The organism is Tannerella serpentiformis, from assembly GCF_003033925.1.
Lineage (GTDB): Bacteria > Bacteroidota > Bacteroidia > Bacteroidales > Tannerellaceae > Tannerella > Tannerella serpentiformis.
The window spans coordinates 1377684-1392877 of record NZ_CP028365.1; the positions used below are offsets into that span (position 1 = coordinate 1377684).

A 15194-nucleotide genomic window follows, 5' to 3' on the forward strand; every position below is an offset into this window, starting at 1 on the left:
CCCTATCTCCACGCAACACGATCACCCGCTCCCAAACGCATAAACAGATAAACCCCCATCCCCAAACACCTAAACACCCCAAACAATGAAAACAACATTAAGAACCCTCTGCCTCATGGCCCTCGTCGGCCTTATGGGCATGACCACCGAACGCGCCACGGCGCAGAAGAAAGAAAAGGTGATCCTGGACACCGACATGGTCGAAGTCTTTGACGACGGCGTGGCCATGATGATGCTGGCCAAGGCGCCGAACATCGACCTCCTGGGCGTCACCATCGTCATCGGCAACACCTGGGTGCCCGAGGGCACCGCCTACGGCATCCGCCAGCTGGAGTGCGTCAATCGGACAGACATCCCCATCGTGCCCGGCATCCGCCAGCCGATCTATCCGAACCGCTTCGAGACGATCAAGAACGAGCGCATCCTCTTCGGCATCGGCGACGCCTACGTGGGCGCAGCCGGATACCCCGAGCCCGCCTCTTGGCGCGCCGTCTACCTCCAGAAGTACGGCCGCGAGCCGTCCGTACAGCCGCTCGACATGAAGGCCGTCAACTTCATCATCGACCGCGTCAAGGCCAACCCCGGCGAGGTGACCATCCTGGCCATCGGCACCTGCGTCAACCTGGCCACCGCCGTGCGCATCGCCCCCGAGATCGTGCCCCTCATCAAGCGCGTCATCTACATGGGCGGATCCTTCTTCCGCCCGGGTAACACCACGCCCACGGCCGAGTTCAACTGGTGGCTCGACCCGGAGGCCGCCAAGATCTGCGTCCGCACGCCCTTCAAGGAGCAGGTGATCGTCGGGCTGGACGTCTGCGAGAAGATGGCCTTCCGCAAGGATCGCTACGAGCGGATCACGAACCTCGTCCGCAACGAGGGCATCAAGGGCATGATGAAGCGCAACTACCTGAACGTAAAATTCCTCGAGGAGCCCACCTATACGCACTACGTCTGGGACGTCATCGCCGCCTCCATCCTCATCGACCCCACCCTGATCCGCGAAGAGGTCAAGCGCTACGTGGACGTCAACTCGCAGTTTGGCTTCTCCTACGGTCAGGCCCTGGCCTTCGACTCCAACCAGCCCGTCGGCAGCCAGCAGGCCCGCATCATCCTCACCGTCGACGAGCCTCGCCTCTGGTCGATGATCGAGAAATATTGCTCCGAGTTCTGACCCGAATGCACGTACCGGTGTAGGGGCGGGCGTCTGCGGACGCCAGCGAATTTGGCCGGGGCGTCTGCGGACGCCGGCGAATCTGGCCGGGTACCCGCCCCATCGGGGCGAATGACCGTAACGACGCACGTACCCGGCCAAACTTGGCTGGCGTCCCTGACGCCCCCCACGGGCCCGAATGGATGAACGCCGGGGGACGTGTATTCGCCACCGACGGTGGCGCCCGGTGGGGCGTATTCAATACGCCCCTACACGGGTACCCGCCCCAACGCCTCAACAAACCAACAATTCAACGGGCCTTTAGGCCCCCAAACGCATAAACACCTCAACAGGGCCTCAGCCCCCAAACGCATAAACAATCCAACAGGGCCTCAGGCCCCCAACGCATAAACAATATGAAATACATCATCCTACAGCGGGCCAACCCGCAAGATCGCCGCAAGGCCAAATGGTACGCCACGCCCCTCTTAGAGCGCCGCGTGCGTCAGGCCGAGCTCACCGGCCAGCTGACCGAGAGCCTCGGCATCCGTTACGGCATCGTCCGTAAGATCATCCAAGTCTTTCTCGAGGCCGTCGTGCGCCACCTCCTCGCCGGGCGCAGCGTCTGCCTGCGCCCCTTGGGCACGCTCCGCATCTCCTTCACCAGCGACGGCATGGAGGAGCCCGAGCGCGTCACCCCGGACATGATCCGCGACATGAAGATCGTCATCACCCCCGACAAGCTCTTGAAGGAGCAGCTCAGCAACCTGCACTTCGAGCTGCACGAAGACCCCGCCGCCGCAGCCTCCTCTCCCCACGAGTCGGTCGTCGAGATGATGCCCAGAGCATACCCCCGGGCGTCCCAGCCCTGGTTATGATCCGCCGGGTGGTCAGGCCCCCCAGGGGTTCGCCCCGATCGTCCACACGCGAGGGGTTTCGCCCCGATCGTCCACACACCAGGGATTTCGCCCCCCCAGGGTTTCGCCCTGGGCTATGGTACACCGGGCCTACAGCCCGGCCGGGTACAGGGGAGCGCCCTGTAGGGGCGCCGGATCATAGCCAGGGGCGAAACCCCTGGGCGCCGGACCATAGCCCAGGGCGAAACCCTGGGCGGCTCCCGGCCGGATTGATTGAACGAATAAATAATGAATAGAGATCATGCCACAGTCATTATCGAAACTGTATATCCACACGGTGTTTCATATCAAATCCACAAGCGTCACCATCCGCAATGAAGATCGCGGCGCCCTATACGAATACATGGGTGGCATATTGAATCATATCGGGTGCCTGCCGATACGGATTAATGGTGTGGACGACCACGTGCACCTGCTTTGCCTCTTGTCAAGAACCGTCTCAACGGCGAAAATGATGGAAGAGGTGAAGCAGCGGAGCAGCTGTTGGATCAAAACCATAGACCCTCGTTACTACCGCTATTTCGCCTGGCAGAACGGATATGGTGCTTTTTCCGTCAGCCCGTCGCTTGTTGAACGCGTAAAGAAATACATCGACAATCAAGAGGAGCATCACCGTACGACAACCTTTCGCGATGAGTACGTGGCCATCCTCAAGGATCACGACGTACCATTTGATGAGGACTACTTATGGACAGATTAGATGCCACGCGGGGGCGCTCCCCCGTACCCGGCCCGCCCAGGGGTTTCGCCCCGATCGTCCACACGCCAGGGGGTTCGCCCCGATCGTCCACACACCAGGGGGTTCGCCACCCAGGGTTTCGCCCTGGGCTATGGTCCACCGGGCCTACAGCCCGGCCGGGTACAGGGGAGCGCCCTGTAGGGGCGCCGGATCATAGCCAGGGGCGAAACCCCTGGGCGGCGAAACCCCGGCGTCCGCAGACGCCCCCGACGCCTCGGAAAGGCTCAAACAAGTTGTTTCAACGTTTCCGACGCCTCGGAAAGGCAGGGAAGCCGGTCGGGTACCCGTCCCCTGCACGTACCCGGGCTAACTTCCCTGCCTCGGCAGAGGCTGTCCGCAGACACCCCCCGAGCCGTTTTTCACGAACAGAATCAAGAACTATCACTCTTAATCCCAGATTTTATGGAAGATTACATTGAGATCAACAGAGCCGGGCTAACCAAGCTCGACAACGGCAGGCATTACGAGTATCACAACAATGTGTACGACCTGCTACACGAGGTTGACGCCACGAAAATTGGTGTCCCCGTAGAGAAAATCACCCAGTACAAGGGCGGCATTGACGTCGAAGGTCAGATCAACCGCGAGAGCCAAGCCAGCCTCGACACCCAGCGGATGCAGAAGGCTGACGAGGCGCGCGGCCGCCTCCTCTCGTACCTCTTCGGCATGATCCGCACCAACCGCTTCTCGCCCGAAGCGGCCGAGGCAGCGGCAGCGGCAGCCGACGAGCTGGAGATCGTCATCAGGCCCTATTACGGTATTCAAAAGATCGACGTAGATCAAGAGTCAGCCGCCATCGACGGCCTTTTGATCGACCTCCGAGAGGCGAAAAACACGCCCTTCCTCACCACGCTACGCCTCACCGCCATCCTGCCCAAGCTGGAGGCGGCCAACGCCGACTTTCGCAAGATCTACAAGACGCGCACCTCCGCCCGGGCCGACGACAAAGAGCTGCCCTCGGCCAAGGCAGCCCGCGCCAAGACCGACGCCGTCTTTGACCGCATCGTCTTCATCCTGCAAGCCGCCTACTACTCCGGCGCCTCGCCCATCGAGCGCACACTCATCGCCTCCATCGTCAAGCAGATCAACCAACGCACCCAGGAGATCTTCGACAAATACAACCAGAGCCTCGCCAAGAAGAAGGCCGCCAAAAAGCCCAAGGATCCCACCGATCCCAAGCAACCCAAGGAACCTAAGCAGCCGAAGGATCCCAAAGATCCCAAGCAGCCCAAGGAACCGAAGGAGCCGAAGAAACCCGATGGCGAGAAGCCGAAGGATCCCAAGAAGCCGGACGAGGGCGGTAAGAAACCCGAAAAGCCCGGTGGCGGCGACGGCGATCCCGACATCCATCTGCCGGAAGAATAGGCGTCTGCAGGCGTCTGCGGACGCCGGCGAATTTGGCCGGGTACCCGAAGGGACCCGAATGCACGTACCCGGCCGGGCTGTAGGCCCGGTGGACCATAGCCCAGGGCGAAACCCTGGGCGGCGAAACCCCGGGCGGCGAAACCCCGGGCGGCGAAACCCCGGGCGGCGAAACCCCGGGGCGCACGGGTACCCGCACCAACAAACCAACGGGCCTCCGGGCCCGAATGGGACGTACCCGGCCCGCCCAGGGTTTCGCCCTGGGCTATGATCCGTGCGCCCCTACAGGGCGCACGGGTACCCGGGGCGGCCCGACGGGCCCACCACAACAAACCAACGGGCCGCAAGGCCCCAACATCTCAACACCTCAACGGGCCGCAAGGCCCCCAACACAATCAGAATTATGGACTCAAGAACAAATTACAAGAACATGCTCCTCGCCCTGCTGCTCATCCTCGCGGGGCTGGCAGGAGCCATCGCGCCGCAGACAGCGGTGGCGGAGGACTACGGTATCCATATCGGCGGCAAGATGATTACCTCCGGTAATTACACCAACATCTCCGCCTCGGGTGGTTTCAAAGCCGTCCAGAGCGGCACGGTGACGTATGACCCCGCTTCCTTCACGCTGACACTGAATAATGCCACGATCGAAGCAAACGATCTCGGCATCTACAACAAGTCCAAGAGCTATCGGGACTTGCATATCGTACTCGTCGGAAACAACACCATCATATCGCGCCGCCACTCAATTGAAACATCGGAGACAGCCGGGGAATTATTCATCTCCGGCAGCGGTACGCTGACGCTGATGTCGAAGACGTCGGCAAATGCCATTTTCCTAAATAGCAGGGGCTCGCTGTATATAGAGGGCTGCACCATCATCGCCAATGGACCGATCTGTGTAAAGAACAGCATATGGATCAAAGAAGCCACGGTGAAAGTGGATCTTTCCTATGACCACAGCGCATTCATTGCCCCCGTCCATATGGTTGTGTTTGGTAGCATCATAAAAGAACCTTCGGGAGCCGTCATTGAGAGTTTTAAGAACGATAAAGGCGAATCCTATGAGACCGTCATGCTGAACGGCAGGCCCTGCAAGCAAGTCACCATCACGCCGGGCAGCAAGCCGACGGCGCGGTTCACCTTCATCCCCGAGGAGCTGATTAAGAATAGGGAGCTAAAGGTAGACGAGCTTCCAAACGTTGTATCATTCTCGCTCGCATGCACCGATCCCTATAAAATCACTGGTATCGTTAAGCCGGATTGGCTATCGGTTAGCGGAAACAGCAGCGACTATGAGGGCCTCCATGAGTTGACGATCCATGTCCAAGCAAACTCCGGCCCCGAGCGGGAGGGCGTGATCACCTTCAAAACCAACGCAGGCGACGTCAATCTCAAGGTCACACAGGAGGCCGCAGGCACAATCAAGTTCACCCGCGAGCCGAAGGAGCTGAATGTGGATGCGAATCGAAACGATGTATCGTTCACCCTCAGCTGCACCCAACCCTATAGAATCTCCGAGATCATTCAACCGCATTGGCTGTCTCTTACCGGACAGAAGCTCACAGAAGAAGCCGTCCAAGAGTTGACGATCCTTGTCCAAGCAAACCTCGGCCCCGAGCGCGAGGATGCGATCATCTTGAAAACCACTAAAGGCAACGTCACACTCAAAGTGACGCAGGCGGCCGGCAGCACAAAGCCGGAGAAGGCTGGCTTCACCCTCGAGCCGAAAGAGCTGAAGACGTCAGCCGACGGAGGAGAGAGGGAGGTCACGCTCAGATGCAATAAAGCGTTTAGTGTCGATCAGGTTGATCTGCCGGATTGGATAAGTATTCTGGGTTTATGGATTTCGGAGGACCACAAAAGCCGCAAATATTCGCTCGAGTTCCAGCCCAACACGGGCGCCGAACGCAAGGCCGACGTCGTCTTCAAAACCAGCGCAGGCGACGTCAAGCTCAAGGTGACGCAGGCAGCCGCAGGCACCAAGCCCGAAGCCAGGTTTACTCTCGAGCCGAAGGAGCTGAAGGTGGAAACGGACGGAGGCAAGAAGGAGGTAAAGCTCAGCTGTAACCAGGCGTTTGAGTTAAACAAGGTGACGGTACCCAGCTGGATGGAGCGAGTACCTTCCTCCGCTACCTCTGACGAAAAGAGCCGCGTCTGCGCCTTCAACATCAAACCCAACACGGGTGCCGAACGTAAAGGGGAAATCATCTTCCATACCGATAAAGGCGACGTCACGCTCAAGGTGACGCAGGCGGCCGGCGCGAAGCCCGAGCCGACGCTGACGCTCAGCCCCGATATGCTCACCTTCCCCACCGGCGGCGGCAAGCAAACGGTCAACGTCAAGAGCGACTACGGTTGGGACACCAAGGCCAGCGCCGCCTCCGCAAGCTGGATGAAGCTCACGACCGACGTCAAGACGGGCAAGATCGTCGTGGAAGTCACCCCCAACACCAGCACCAAGAAGCGCGGCGCAACGATTGCGGTGATCTCGTCCAGAAGACGGATAGGCCACCGCACCCCCATCACCCGCCACATCCTCGTCACGCAGGAAGCCGCGAAGGCCGTGGAGCCACCCGTGGCCGCCACCGGAATCTCGCTCAACCCCGCAGCCATGACCATGGGCAGCGGCGGCGGAACGGTCGGCTTCAACGTCTATGCCGGCAAGGGATGGACGATCAGCGGCAGCCCCGACTGGATGCACCCCGACGCCACACGTGGCTCGGGCACGCGCCTCGTCATCGTCCGCTTCGACCGCAATGAGTCGGGCGCCGAACGCACGGGCAAGCTCACCGTCAAGAGCGACGACGGCAAAGCCGAACGCACCTTCACCCTCACCCAGCGCGCCGGCCAACGCAAGCCCACGCCCAGCCCCGGCAGCACCCCATCCGAGGAATACGACTACGACCTGGCGCTGAACCCCGAAGAGATCACCGTCGGCCCGTCGGACGGCGCCGGTAGCTCGATCAGCGTCGCGACGAGTCGCCTCTGGGCCGGCTCCACGACTGAGGACTGGATCCGCCTCGAGAGCGCCGTAGGCCGCGGCAATGGCTCGTTCACGTTCACCGTCGCCCCCAACCCGTCCAAGGAGATGCGCCACGGCACGATCACCGTCCGCACGCAGCAAGGCATGGACGAGCTGAAAGTGGCCATCCACCAGCAGGGCAACGACGGCAGCGTCGTGCCACCCGCCGAGGTGAAAGTCTCTAACGTCACGCTCGACCCGGCCACGCTCACCGTCAACGGCGACCTCTCCACGGCGCTCATCTCCGCCATCGTCTCGCCGGACAACGCGCGCAACAAGGGCCTCTTGTGGATGAGCTCCAACGCCTCCGTGGCCACCGTGCAAGTCTTCACCCCGAAGCAGTCGGCCGCACTGCCCCAGCTGCGTTTCGCCCCCGACGCCGACGACTACGCCCTCGTGACCATCGTCGGCAAGGGTAAGGCCGTGATCACGGCCGCCGCCAGTGACGGCAGTGGCATCGTCGCCCGCTGCGAGGTGAACGTCCTCTCGACCGTCGCCAACACCGTACCCTACGCCCCGCAGGCGAAGGTCTACACCGTCGGCCCGACGCTCTACCTCTCCCTCCCGACGCCCGAGACGGTGCAAGTCTACACCCTCGCCGGCACGCTCTACCGCACCTGGCAAGCCCCCGCCGGCGACACGTCCGTCACCCTCCCCGCCGGCACGTACATCATCAAGGTCGGCCCGCTGACGGAGAAGGTGGTGGTTAGGTAGGTGTTTAGTTGTTGGGGCTGCGCCCCGTTGAGATGTTTAGGCGTTTATAGGTAGGGTGTTTAGTTGTTGAGGTGGGCGTCTGCGGACGCCGGCGAATTTGGCCGGGTACCCGAAGGGACCCGCCTCAACATCTCAACAGGGCCGCAGGCCCCAACACCTCAACCGGGCCGCAAGGCCCAAATGAACATACCCGGCGTCCATCCATTCGGGCCCGTGGGGCCCGTTTGGTGGGGCGTATGCAATACGCCCCTACACGGGTACCCGCCCCAACAAACCAACGGGCCGCAGGCCCCAACAAACCAACATCAAACGGGCCCCCGGGCCCGAATGGATGGACGCCGGAGCGGCCTGTAGGGCCGCCGGATCATAGCCCGGGGCGAAACCCCGGGGCGAAACAGAATACCCCCCCAAACATCCCGCAAGGGATGAATGATCATACCCGGCGTCCATCCATTCGGGCCCGTGGGGCCCGTTTGGTGGGGCGTATGCAATACGCCCCTACACGGGTACCCGCACCAACAAACCAACGGGCCGCAAGGCCCAAACAAACCAACATCAAACGGGCCCCCGGGCCCATCATATTAACATCATAAACCCCAAAAACAAGATGAAAACAAAAGCATTCACCCTCATCCTCGCCCTGGCCATGCTGGGGCTGATGGCAGTTATTAACCCCGCCGCAGCGCAGGACATCCGCCTCAGCGGCTCCGTGGCCTACGTCGTCAAGTCCGACGGCAACGTCTACAACGGCTCGAACAGCCAGATCGGCCAGTTCCGCGGCAACACGCTCCACAATCGCGGCGGCGCGAGCGTCGGCGAGATCCGCGGCAACAGCATCTACCGCGGCGGCTCCAGCGTCGGCGAAGTGCGCAGCGGCACCGTCTACAACCGCAGCGGCCAGAGCATCGGCGAGATCAAGAACGGCACGATCTACAACGCCTCACATTCCAGCATCGGCAGCTATAGCAATGTCGACCCGACCCGGGTGGCAGCGCTCGTCTTCTTTAAGCTGCTCAACTAATCGTTTACGCACACCGTAACCCCAGAGAGCAGGCGGACGCGGGGAGGGCAGCAACCCGTTCCTCCCCCCCGCCCTCTCTCTACAACACCACACAAACTCATGAACTCGAAACGCAACCTCTTAGGAATCCTCTTGGCCCTCGCTGTAGGGCTCTTCTGCCTCGCTCCCGCCGCTCAGGCGCAAGAGAGCGAATCCGACCTGACGGCTATCCGCGAAATGTGGGAAGGCCAACCCCTCACCGTCAAGATCTCAGGCAACCGTGCGGCTGGCCTGGCCGACTTTGCCCGCACCTTCGCCCGCGCCTATCCCTCAGACCTCACCGACGCCATCGTGGCCCGACTGAACGACCCGAACAACACGCGCAAGGACCCGAACACCTTCGTCTTCGACCCTCCGCACGGCTACCTCAAGTATCGCTACGCGATGGACGGCGGCGCATGGCTCGAGCTCTGCTACTGGACCCTCCCGAAGGGCCATCGGATGGTGGCCGTGAGCATGGTCGACCTCTACAACAGTGACAAGGAAGGTCTGCTGGCCTTCTACGACTACGACCCCACGACGCACCGGATGAGCCCCATCACACCGATGCCCGTACGCCGCGGACTCGAGCGTGGCATCGACGGACGCATCGTGGAGCTGCCCCGCGTAGGCTACGACATCCGTCTCTACGAACCGTCTGACCGTCGAGCCAAGCCCGAAGTGCTGAAGTGGGTCAAAGGCACCCAATTCTTCGAGTCAGACCGATAGCCAACCTTGCCCCCTCGGAGCGTCCTCACCGTGCGACGCTCTGAAGGGGTCATGACTTCTTATTCATATCACACTTCAAACCCACCCACACAATGAAAACTACGCACCGCATCATCGTATGCTTGATCGCACTGATCTGTTTCTGCGCACAGCGCGCCGCGGCCGACTCGCCGCTCACCTCGACCGATTTCCATCAGGCTTATGCCGACGAACCTATCGTGGCGCAGGTGGAAAAGGGACGTACGCCCTCCGACGAGACGTGGGCCTACCTCGCCGCACCCGACAATCCCGTGGCCGTCAAGATGGCCATCATCAACAAGATCGGATGGGCTTTCGAGGGCAAGAACAGCTACCAACTCTTCCTCAGCTACCTCAAGCGCCAAGGCATCTGCAAACGGGAGAAAGATCTCTACCAGAAGCGCCCGGGCGACCTGCTACTCTCGGCCGCTTACCTCAAGGCGATGGATAACTATTTCAACGTCGAAGAGGCAGCCCGCATGGCGCGTCGGGCACGGCAAATGCACCCGGACAGCTACACGGTGAACATCATCTGCGCCCTCATCGAGGCACAAATAGCCTTCGACAGCGACTGGGGCGAAGTCTACCGGCTGACCGACGCCGTACGCCGCAACACCACGCTCAAGGACGACATGAACGACGAGGCCAAACGCATCATCTTCGAGTATATGGATCTCTACGGCTCGGATACCTAACGCGGCTGGCAATTATCCGCAACTATGCGGACCTTTACGACCAGTAATCACCCCTCATTTACACACACAATGAAAACGACCAAGCATCTTTTTTACGCAGGGCTCATGGCCCTCCTCCTTGGGCTGATGATCCTCGGCGCAGCGCCCATCGAGGCACAGACGGGCAAGCACGACCTGACGCGCCGCACGTGGAGCGACGGCTTCACGGCTTACACCGTGCGACGAGGCACGGGCGGCCTGCTCCTCTTCGAGGGCGGATCCCTCTATGAGGGTGGGTATGCCTTCGCCCTCAAGCCCGAGGGCGGCGACTTCTACCGCCTGCAACCGGCTCCGGGCCGGAGCGACATCCCTATCCTGGGCGAGCCGGGCAACATTGTCCGCCTCAGGCCCTACGGCCCGGAGATGTATCTCGTGGTCTACGACGAGAAGAACCTCCCGTTCAGCGTGCTGGCGCCCATCCGTGACCTCCGCCAACGGATCGAGGACGACCTTTCGAACTACTACTTAGCTGGCGAATACCGCACCGCGAACGGTCGCACGATCACCTTCTACCCTGCCTCCATCACCTCTAAGCGGCGCGTGCAGGGACTCTCCGACGAGGGTGACGAGGCCGTACCCTACACCTTCGGCGAGGAGTACAACACGCCCATGAAAGTTGTCATCCTGCCTGACGGCTCGGCCTATCGGGTGGAGAAGACCGACCTGGGGCTCACCATCCACCGTGTCACCCAAGACGAGGAGGGTCTCTGGACGGGCGACGGCGAGGAGATCATCCGCAATGCGCGGCGCACACGTTTCCTCTCGGAGCTGGACGATCTGCCGGGCGACTTCCCCTGCACCGCCATGCGGGCCCTGACGATAGGGCAGCTGAGCCGCCTTGCCGACGTGGATCTCCGAATCATGCGCAACGAGATCTATGCCCGCCGCGGACTGCGTTTCGCCGGCGGCGGAGAGATGCAGCGACATTTCGAGTCGAAAGACTGGTATCACCCCGAGGCCGACGACGTCTCCGACCGACTCACCGAGCTGGATGCGCTCAACATCTCCATGATCCGACGTGCGGAGGAGATGATGACTAACGAGACCTGCCAGCATTGAGATGGATAAGAAACAAGGATGAATGATCCATGATTCTCCCCGGAGATACACCGGGGAGCATGGTGCCGCCCATTGAGAATCGATCACTGACCACTACTTATTAACCACCCATCCCCCAAAAACGCCGATGAACGCAATACATTTCCTACTCAGCCCCTTGGCCGTGCTACTGGTAGTCCTCGCCCGATGCGACGACGGGAACGAGATGCCCGGCCGTCACCCCACGCCCGAGCCTACGGCCGTCCGCATCGACCCCACGGCCCACATCTGGAGCGACGGCTACTACGCCTTCGTGGTCAGTCGGACTAACGGCGGAGCGTTCCGCTTCCGCGGTGTCTCCTGTCGTAAACGCGAGGCCGACGTCAGCTTCCAGCTCGTCCCCGACGGTCGGGACGGCGCTGACTACCACATCGAGGGCCACGGACGCGCCTTCAAGAACGCCCGCTCGGGCGACGCCGTCCGCTTTGAGGGATTCGACGGCACGGCCTACCTCGTCGCCCGTGACGAGCGGGGACGCGCCTGCGCCGCCCTCGAGATCATCGCCCCACGGCCCGCAAGCGCAGGCGACGGCTATCGGCCCTACGAGGAGCTGATCCGCACCGTGGAGCGACACATGGCTTACTACTACCTCTCGGGCGAATACCGCACCGATGAGGGTCGCACGATCCGCTTCTCGCCCGACCGCCAGGCCGTCAGCGGACTCACCGCCGGCGGTGGCGAAGTGGCGTACACCTTCGCCCGCGAAGGGGGCAACCCGGTGAACGTCATCCTGCTGCCCGACGGATCGGCTTACCATGTCTTCAAAGGCAGCGTTTCGAGAGGGCTGAATAAGTGCGACGCCCTCATCATCCGCCGTGCTACGCGCCGGGGCGACCGCTGGGTGGACGGCGACACCGTGGCCTGTCTCTGCACCATCCGCCGCTACTTCGAGACCGAGAGCGTGCCCGGCGAATACCCCTTCCCCAGCATGCGCATCCTGACCTACGGCATCATGCAGCAATTCAGCTTCGAGGAAGCCAGACTCCTCTCTTTCGAGCTGACCGCCCGCTACGGCGCTCGCTTCTCTTACCCGGTGAGGGAGATAGAGCGCCAGCGCTGGTATCAGCGCATGAAGAAGCGCGACGTGAAGCAAGACGATCTCTCCCCCTTGGAACGTATCAACTACGACCTCCTCCGCTGGGATCAGGAGCATGGCTCAAAGCGCCCCTACCCCTGGGAGTCGTCCGAGGGCAACGGCGGATGGAGGGAGTCGGACATCCAAGAACTTCGATAATCCCCAATCGGCCATTGACCCATTTAGGTTGATAATTGACCATCGATAATTCTCACAGATATGAAAACAAAAAACTCTCCCCTCATTCTCACGCTACTCCTCGCCCTCCTCGCCTTCTCCGCTGCCCACGCACAGAGCGACGGCAATAAGCAATGGGGTACCCACGTCTTACGCGTACACATCCAGCCCGGCAAGCGGCCCACGATCGCCGACTTCGCCCGCGCCTTCCTCCAGCAATATCCCACCCCGCTCAACACCGCCGCCTTGGCCAAGCTCGACGGCAAGGCACCACAGCCGAAGAACTGCACATTGGAATACCTCCTCGACGCCCCCAGCGGCTATCTGAAATACAGCTTCCATGAGAATACCTGCAACCGGACCGACTACCCGACGATGGAGATGTGCTACTGGCGCACCGAGGCGGGCCACTGCTTAGTGGCCGTCAATGGCAACACCTACAGGGGCAACCTCCTCCTCGTTTTTTACGACTACAACCCCACCACCGGACTCATGACGCCTCTCTCCAAGCCACCCTTCAAAGACCTCCATGACGACGTCCGAGAGTTCATCGTCCAACTCCCCCGCAAGGGCAAAGACATCCGCCTGGAAGGCTGGTCAGACCGAAGCGCCCCCGCCCCCCTCACCCTCCGCTGGGACGGACTGGGCGGATTCACCCTGGTCGGCGCCGCCGAACGCTATCGGCAGCCCGGGGCCGGTCTTTATCAAAACGGCCAGTTCCCGGCCACATTCAAGACTCGCTTCGGAGACTCCGACGAATACCCGACCCCTTTCAATATTCACTTCGGGAAAGCCGACGAATCCATTCCGCGATATAACGGGCCCAGCAGCTCCGCCACCCATCCCATCACACCCGGCGGCTTCTGTTACGACATCACCGTGAAAAAGGTGCAGACGGGGAGGGCGTACATCCATTACGCTCAAATGTCTGAGAATCCCACTGACGAGCCCTCATACGCTTACGCTTGGGTCGACTGTTCCTCGCTCTACGTCTTATTACGCTCCAGACACGAAAGCGTCGCCATGACCCTCTTCGCCGAGCCCACCCGCACCTCGCGCCCCCTCCAAACCATCAAAAACGAATACGTCGACGACTCCCAAATCCGTCCATTCCCTTGGCAGCTCTTGGATGCCCGCGAAGGATGGCTGAAAGTGCGCCACCTCCGCACACACGTCACCGGATGGGTCGAATCACGCTTTGCCTCTTCCGACTTCGTGCAATAAATCTCTCCCTAACGACTCCTCAACAGATATGAAAACGAATCTCTTTTGGACGCGCTCACTAGCCCTACTCCTCGCCCTACTCGCCTTCTCCTCCGCCGCACCCGCGCAAGACGACGACTCTCCCGATTACTTCCGCCGCCCCTTACGCGTGCAAACTGCTGCGGGCAAGCAGCCCACGATCGCCGACTTCGCACGCGCCTTTGCCAGCGCCGACCAAGAGAAGGATCCGCTCTTCAGCGCCACCCTCGCCCGGATCGACGGCCGCCAACCCAAGCTCCCCCAAGGCGACCGGTTCACCTGCCTCATCGACCGTCCACACGGCTACCTCCGCGCCTGCTACACCTTCGGCGAAGGCGGCATAGATCCGAACCAAATCCTGGAAGTATGCTACTGGCGCACCGACACCGACCACCGCCTCGTCGCCGTCTGCAGCTACAGCGACATCGGCACCTACATCCTCATCTTCTACGACTACAATCCCGCCACCGGACTCATGACGCCCCTCACCCAGCCGCCCTTCGAAGATTTCCACGAGCTCCTCGGGGAACTCATCGTCCAACTCCCCAGCGAAGGCAAAGACATCCACACGAAAAGCTGGTGGGCAGGCGGCCCCGCCTCCCTCACCCTCCGCTGGAATGGCCGTGATGGATTTACCCTTGTCGACGCCGCTGAGCGCTACCGACAGCCCGCGCCCAACCAACCCACCACCTGCGACTTCCTCGCACTCTTCAAACCCGAGGTAACTACCGGCGGCGAACCCGTCGACCTCTACGACGCCCCCGACGGCAAAGTCATCCGTCATCTTACCGACAAAGAACTCGATTACGACTTGCGGGTCAAGCGCGCAGAAAATGGCTGGGCTTACGTCGACTACGGTAATAACTTGCTGGGAGCAGGCTCATCCGAGGGTAGCGCTTGGGTACGCTGCACCTCCCTCTACGTCCTCCCCGCCGGCCCCGTCTACACCAACTACATCTACGCCGAGCCCACCCGCGCCTCACACCGCGTCGCCACCTTCAACGAAGCTCAGGACAATAGTTCCGATATCTGGTGGAAAGTCCTCGAAATCCGCAAAGGCTGGGTCAAAATCCGCACCACCCATTTAGGCATCACCGGCTGGATCGAGGCCCGTATCCTCTGCGGCTCCGAGGGCGTAGACTGCTGACTCGGCCGCATACCCTTCTTTTCGCGGA

12 protein-coding genes are annotated in these 15194 nt (G+C 61.3%); all 12 read left to right on the plus strand.

The window, feature by feature from the left end:
• Positions 1-85: 85 nt before the first annotated feature.
• The gene (locus C7123_RS05600) at positions 86-1171 is read left to right on the plus strand and encodes a nucleoside hydrolase (RefSeq protein WP_069176081.1); all 1086 of its coding nucleotides are present in this window, start codon (positions 86-88) and stop codon (positions 1169-1171) included.
• 395 nt (positions 1172-1566) lie between these two features.
• Complete coding sequence (locus C7123_RS05605; RefSeq protein WP_069176082.1) at positions 1567-2028, plus strand: HU family DNA-binding protein; 462 nt, start codon at positions 1567-1569, stop codon at positions 2026-2028.
• Between the two features lie 280 nt (positions 2029-2308).
• Positions 2309-2767, plus strand: coding sequence for a transposase (locus C7123_RS05610; protein ID WP_038000509.1), 459 nt, complete (start codon positions 2309-2311; stop codon positions 2765-2767).
• Between the two features lie 441 nt (positions 2768-3208).
• Positions 3209-4171 (plus strand): DUF6261 family protein, encoded by a 963-nt coding sequence (locus C7123_RS05615; RefSeq protein ID WP_069176083.1) that lies wholly within the window; start codon positions 3209-3211, stop codon positions 4169-4171.
• A 400-nt stretch (positions 4172-4571) separates the two neighbouring features.
• Positions 4572-7907, plus strand: a complete 3336-nt coding sequence (locus C7123_RS05620; RefSeq protein WP_083206984.1) for a BACON domain-containing protein — start codon at positions 4572-4574, stop codon at positions 7905-7907.
• A 607-nt stretch (positions 7908-8514) separates the two neighbouring features.
• A complete protein-coding gene (locus C7123_RS05625; protein ID WP_037983389.1) occupies positions 8515-8928 on the plus strand; it encodes a 5-fold beta-flower protein in 414 nt (137 codons plus the stop codon).
• Between the two features lie 99 nt (positions 8929-9027).
• Positions 9028-9675 (plus strand): DUF2059 domain-containing protein, encoded by a 648-nt coding sequence (locus C7123_RS05630; protein WP_069176085.1) that lies wholly within the window; start codon positions 9028-9030, stop codon positions 9673-9675.
• Positions 9676-9767: 92 nt separating this feature from the next.
• Entirely contained in the window at positions 9768-10388 is a 621-nt protein-coding gene (locus C7123_RS05635) for a hypothetical protein (protein ID WP_069176086.1), read from the plus strand.
• Between the two features lie 69 nt (positions 10389-10457).
• Positions 10458-11486, plus strand: coding sequence for a YARHG domain-containing protein (locus C7123_RS05640; RefSeq protein WP_069176087.1), 1029 nt, complete (start codon positions 10458-10460; stop codon positions 11484-11486).
• 127 nt (positions 11487-11613) lie between these two features.
• Entirely contained in the window at positions 11614-12759 is a 1146-nt protein-coding gene (locus C7123_RS05645) for a hypothetical protein (RefSeq protein ID WP_107490608.1), read from the plus strand.
• A 60-nt stretch (positions 12760-12819) separates the two neighbouring features.
• Positions 12820-14001 carry a hypothetical protein gene (locus C7123_RS05650; RefSeq protein WP_069176089.1) on the plus strand — a complete coding sequence of 394 codons (1182 nt, stop codon included), beginning with the start codon at positions 12820-12822 and terminating at the stop codon, positions 13999-14001.
• A gap of 28 nt (positions 14002-14029) precedes the next feature.
• Positions 14030-15166 carry a hypothetical protein gene (locus tag C7123_RS05655; RefSeq protein ID WP_069176090.1) on the plus strand — a complete coding sequence of 379 codons (1137 nt, stop codon included), beginning with the start codon at positions 14030-14032 and terminating at the stop codon, positions 15164-15166.
• Positions 15167-15194 lie beyond the last annotated feature (28 nt).

Bases quoted from the DNA above. Each gene is read 5' to 3' on its own strand.
- C7123_RS05600 (WP_069176081.1), top strand. From the start codon at position 86: ATGAAAACAACATTAAGAACCCTCTGCCTCATGGCCCTCGTCGGCCTT.
- C7123_RS05605 (WP_069176082.1), top strand. From the start codon at position 1,567: ATGAAATACATCATCCTACAGCGGGCCAACCCGCAAGATCGCCGCAAG.
- C7123_RS05610 (WP_038000509.1), top strand. From the start codon at position 2,309: ATGCCACAGTCATTATCGAAACTGTATATCCACACGGTGTTTCATATC.
- C7123_RS05615 (WP_069176083.1), top strand. From the start codon at position 3,209: ATGGAAGATTACATTGAGATCAACAGAGCCGGGCTAACCAAGCTCGAC.
- C7123_RS05620 (WP_083206984.1), top strand. From the start codon at position 4,572: ATGGACTCAAGAACAAATTACAAGAACATGCTCCTCGCCCTGCTGCTC.
- C7123_RS05625 (WP_037983389.1), top strand. From the start codon at position 8,515: ATGAAAACAAAAGCATTCACCCTCATCCTCGCCCTGGCCATGCTGGGG.
- C7123_RS05630 (WP_069176085.1), top strand. From the start codon at position 9,028: ATGAACTCGAAACGCAACCTCTTAGGAATCCTCTTGGCCCTCGCTGTA.
- C7123_RS05635 (WP_069176086.1), top strand. From the start codon at position 9,768: ATGAAAACTACGCACCGCATCATCGTATGCTTGATCGCACTGATCTGT.
- C7123_RS05640 (WP_069176087.1), top strand. From the start codon at position 10,458: ATGAAAACGACCAAGCATCTTTTTTACGCAGGGCTCATGGCCCTCCTC.
- C7123_RS05645 (WP_107490608.1), top strand. From the start codon at position 11,614: ATGAACGCAATACATTTCCTACTCAGCCCCTTGGCCGTGCTACTGGTA.
- C7123_RS05650 (WP_069176089.1), top strand. From the start codon at position 12,820: ATGAAAACAAAAAACTCTCCCCTCATTCTCACGCTACTCCTCGCCCTC.
- C7123_RS05655 (WP_069176090.1), top strand. From the start codon at position 14,030: ATGAAAACGAATCTCTTTTGGACGCGCTCACTAGCCCTACTCCTCGCC.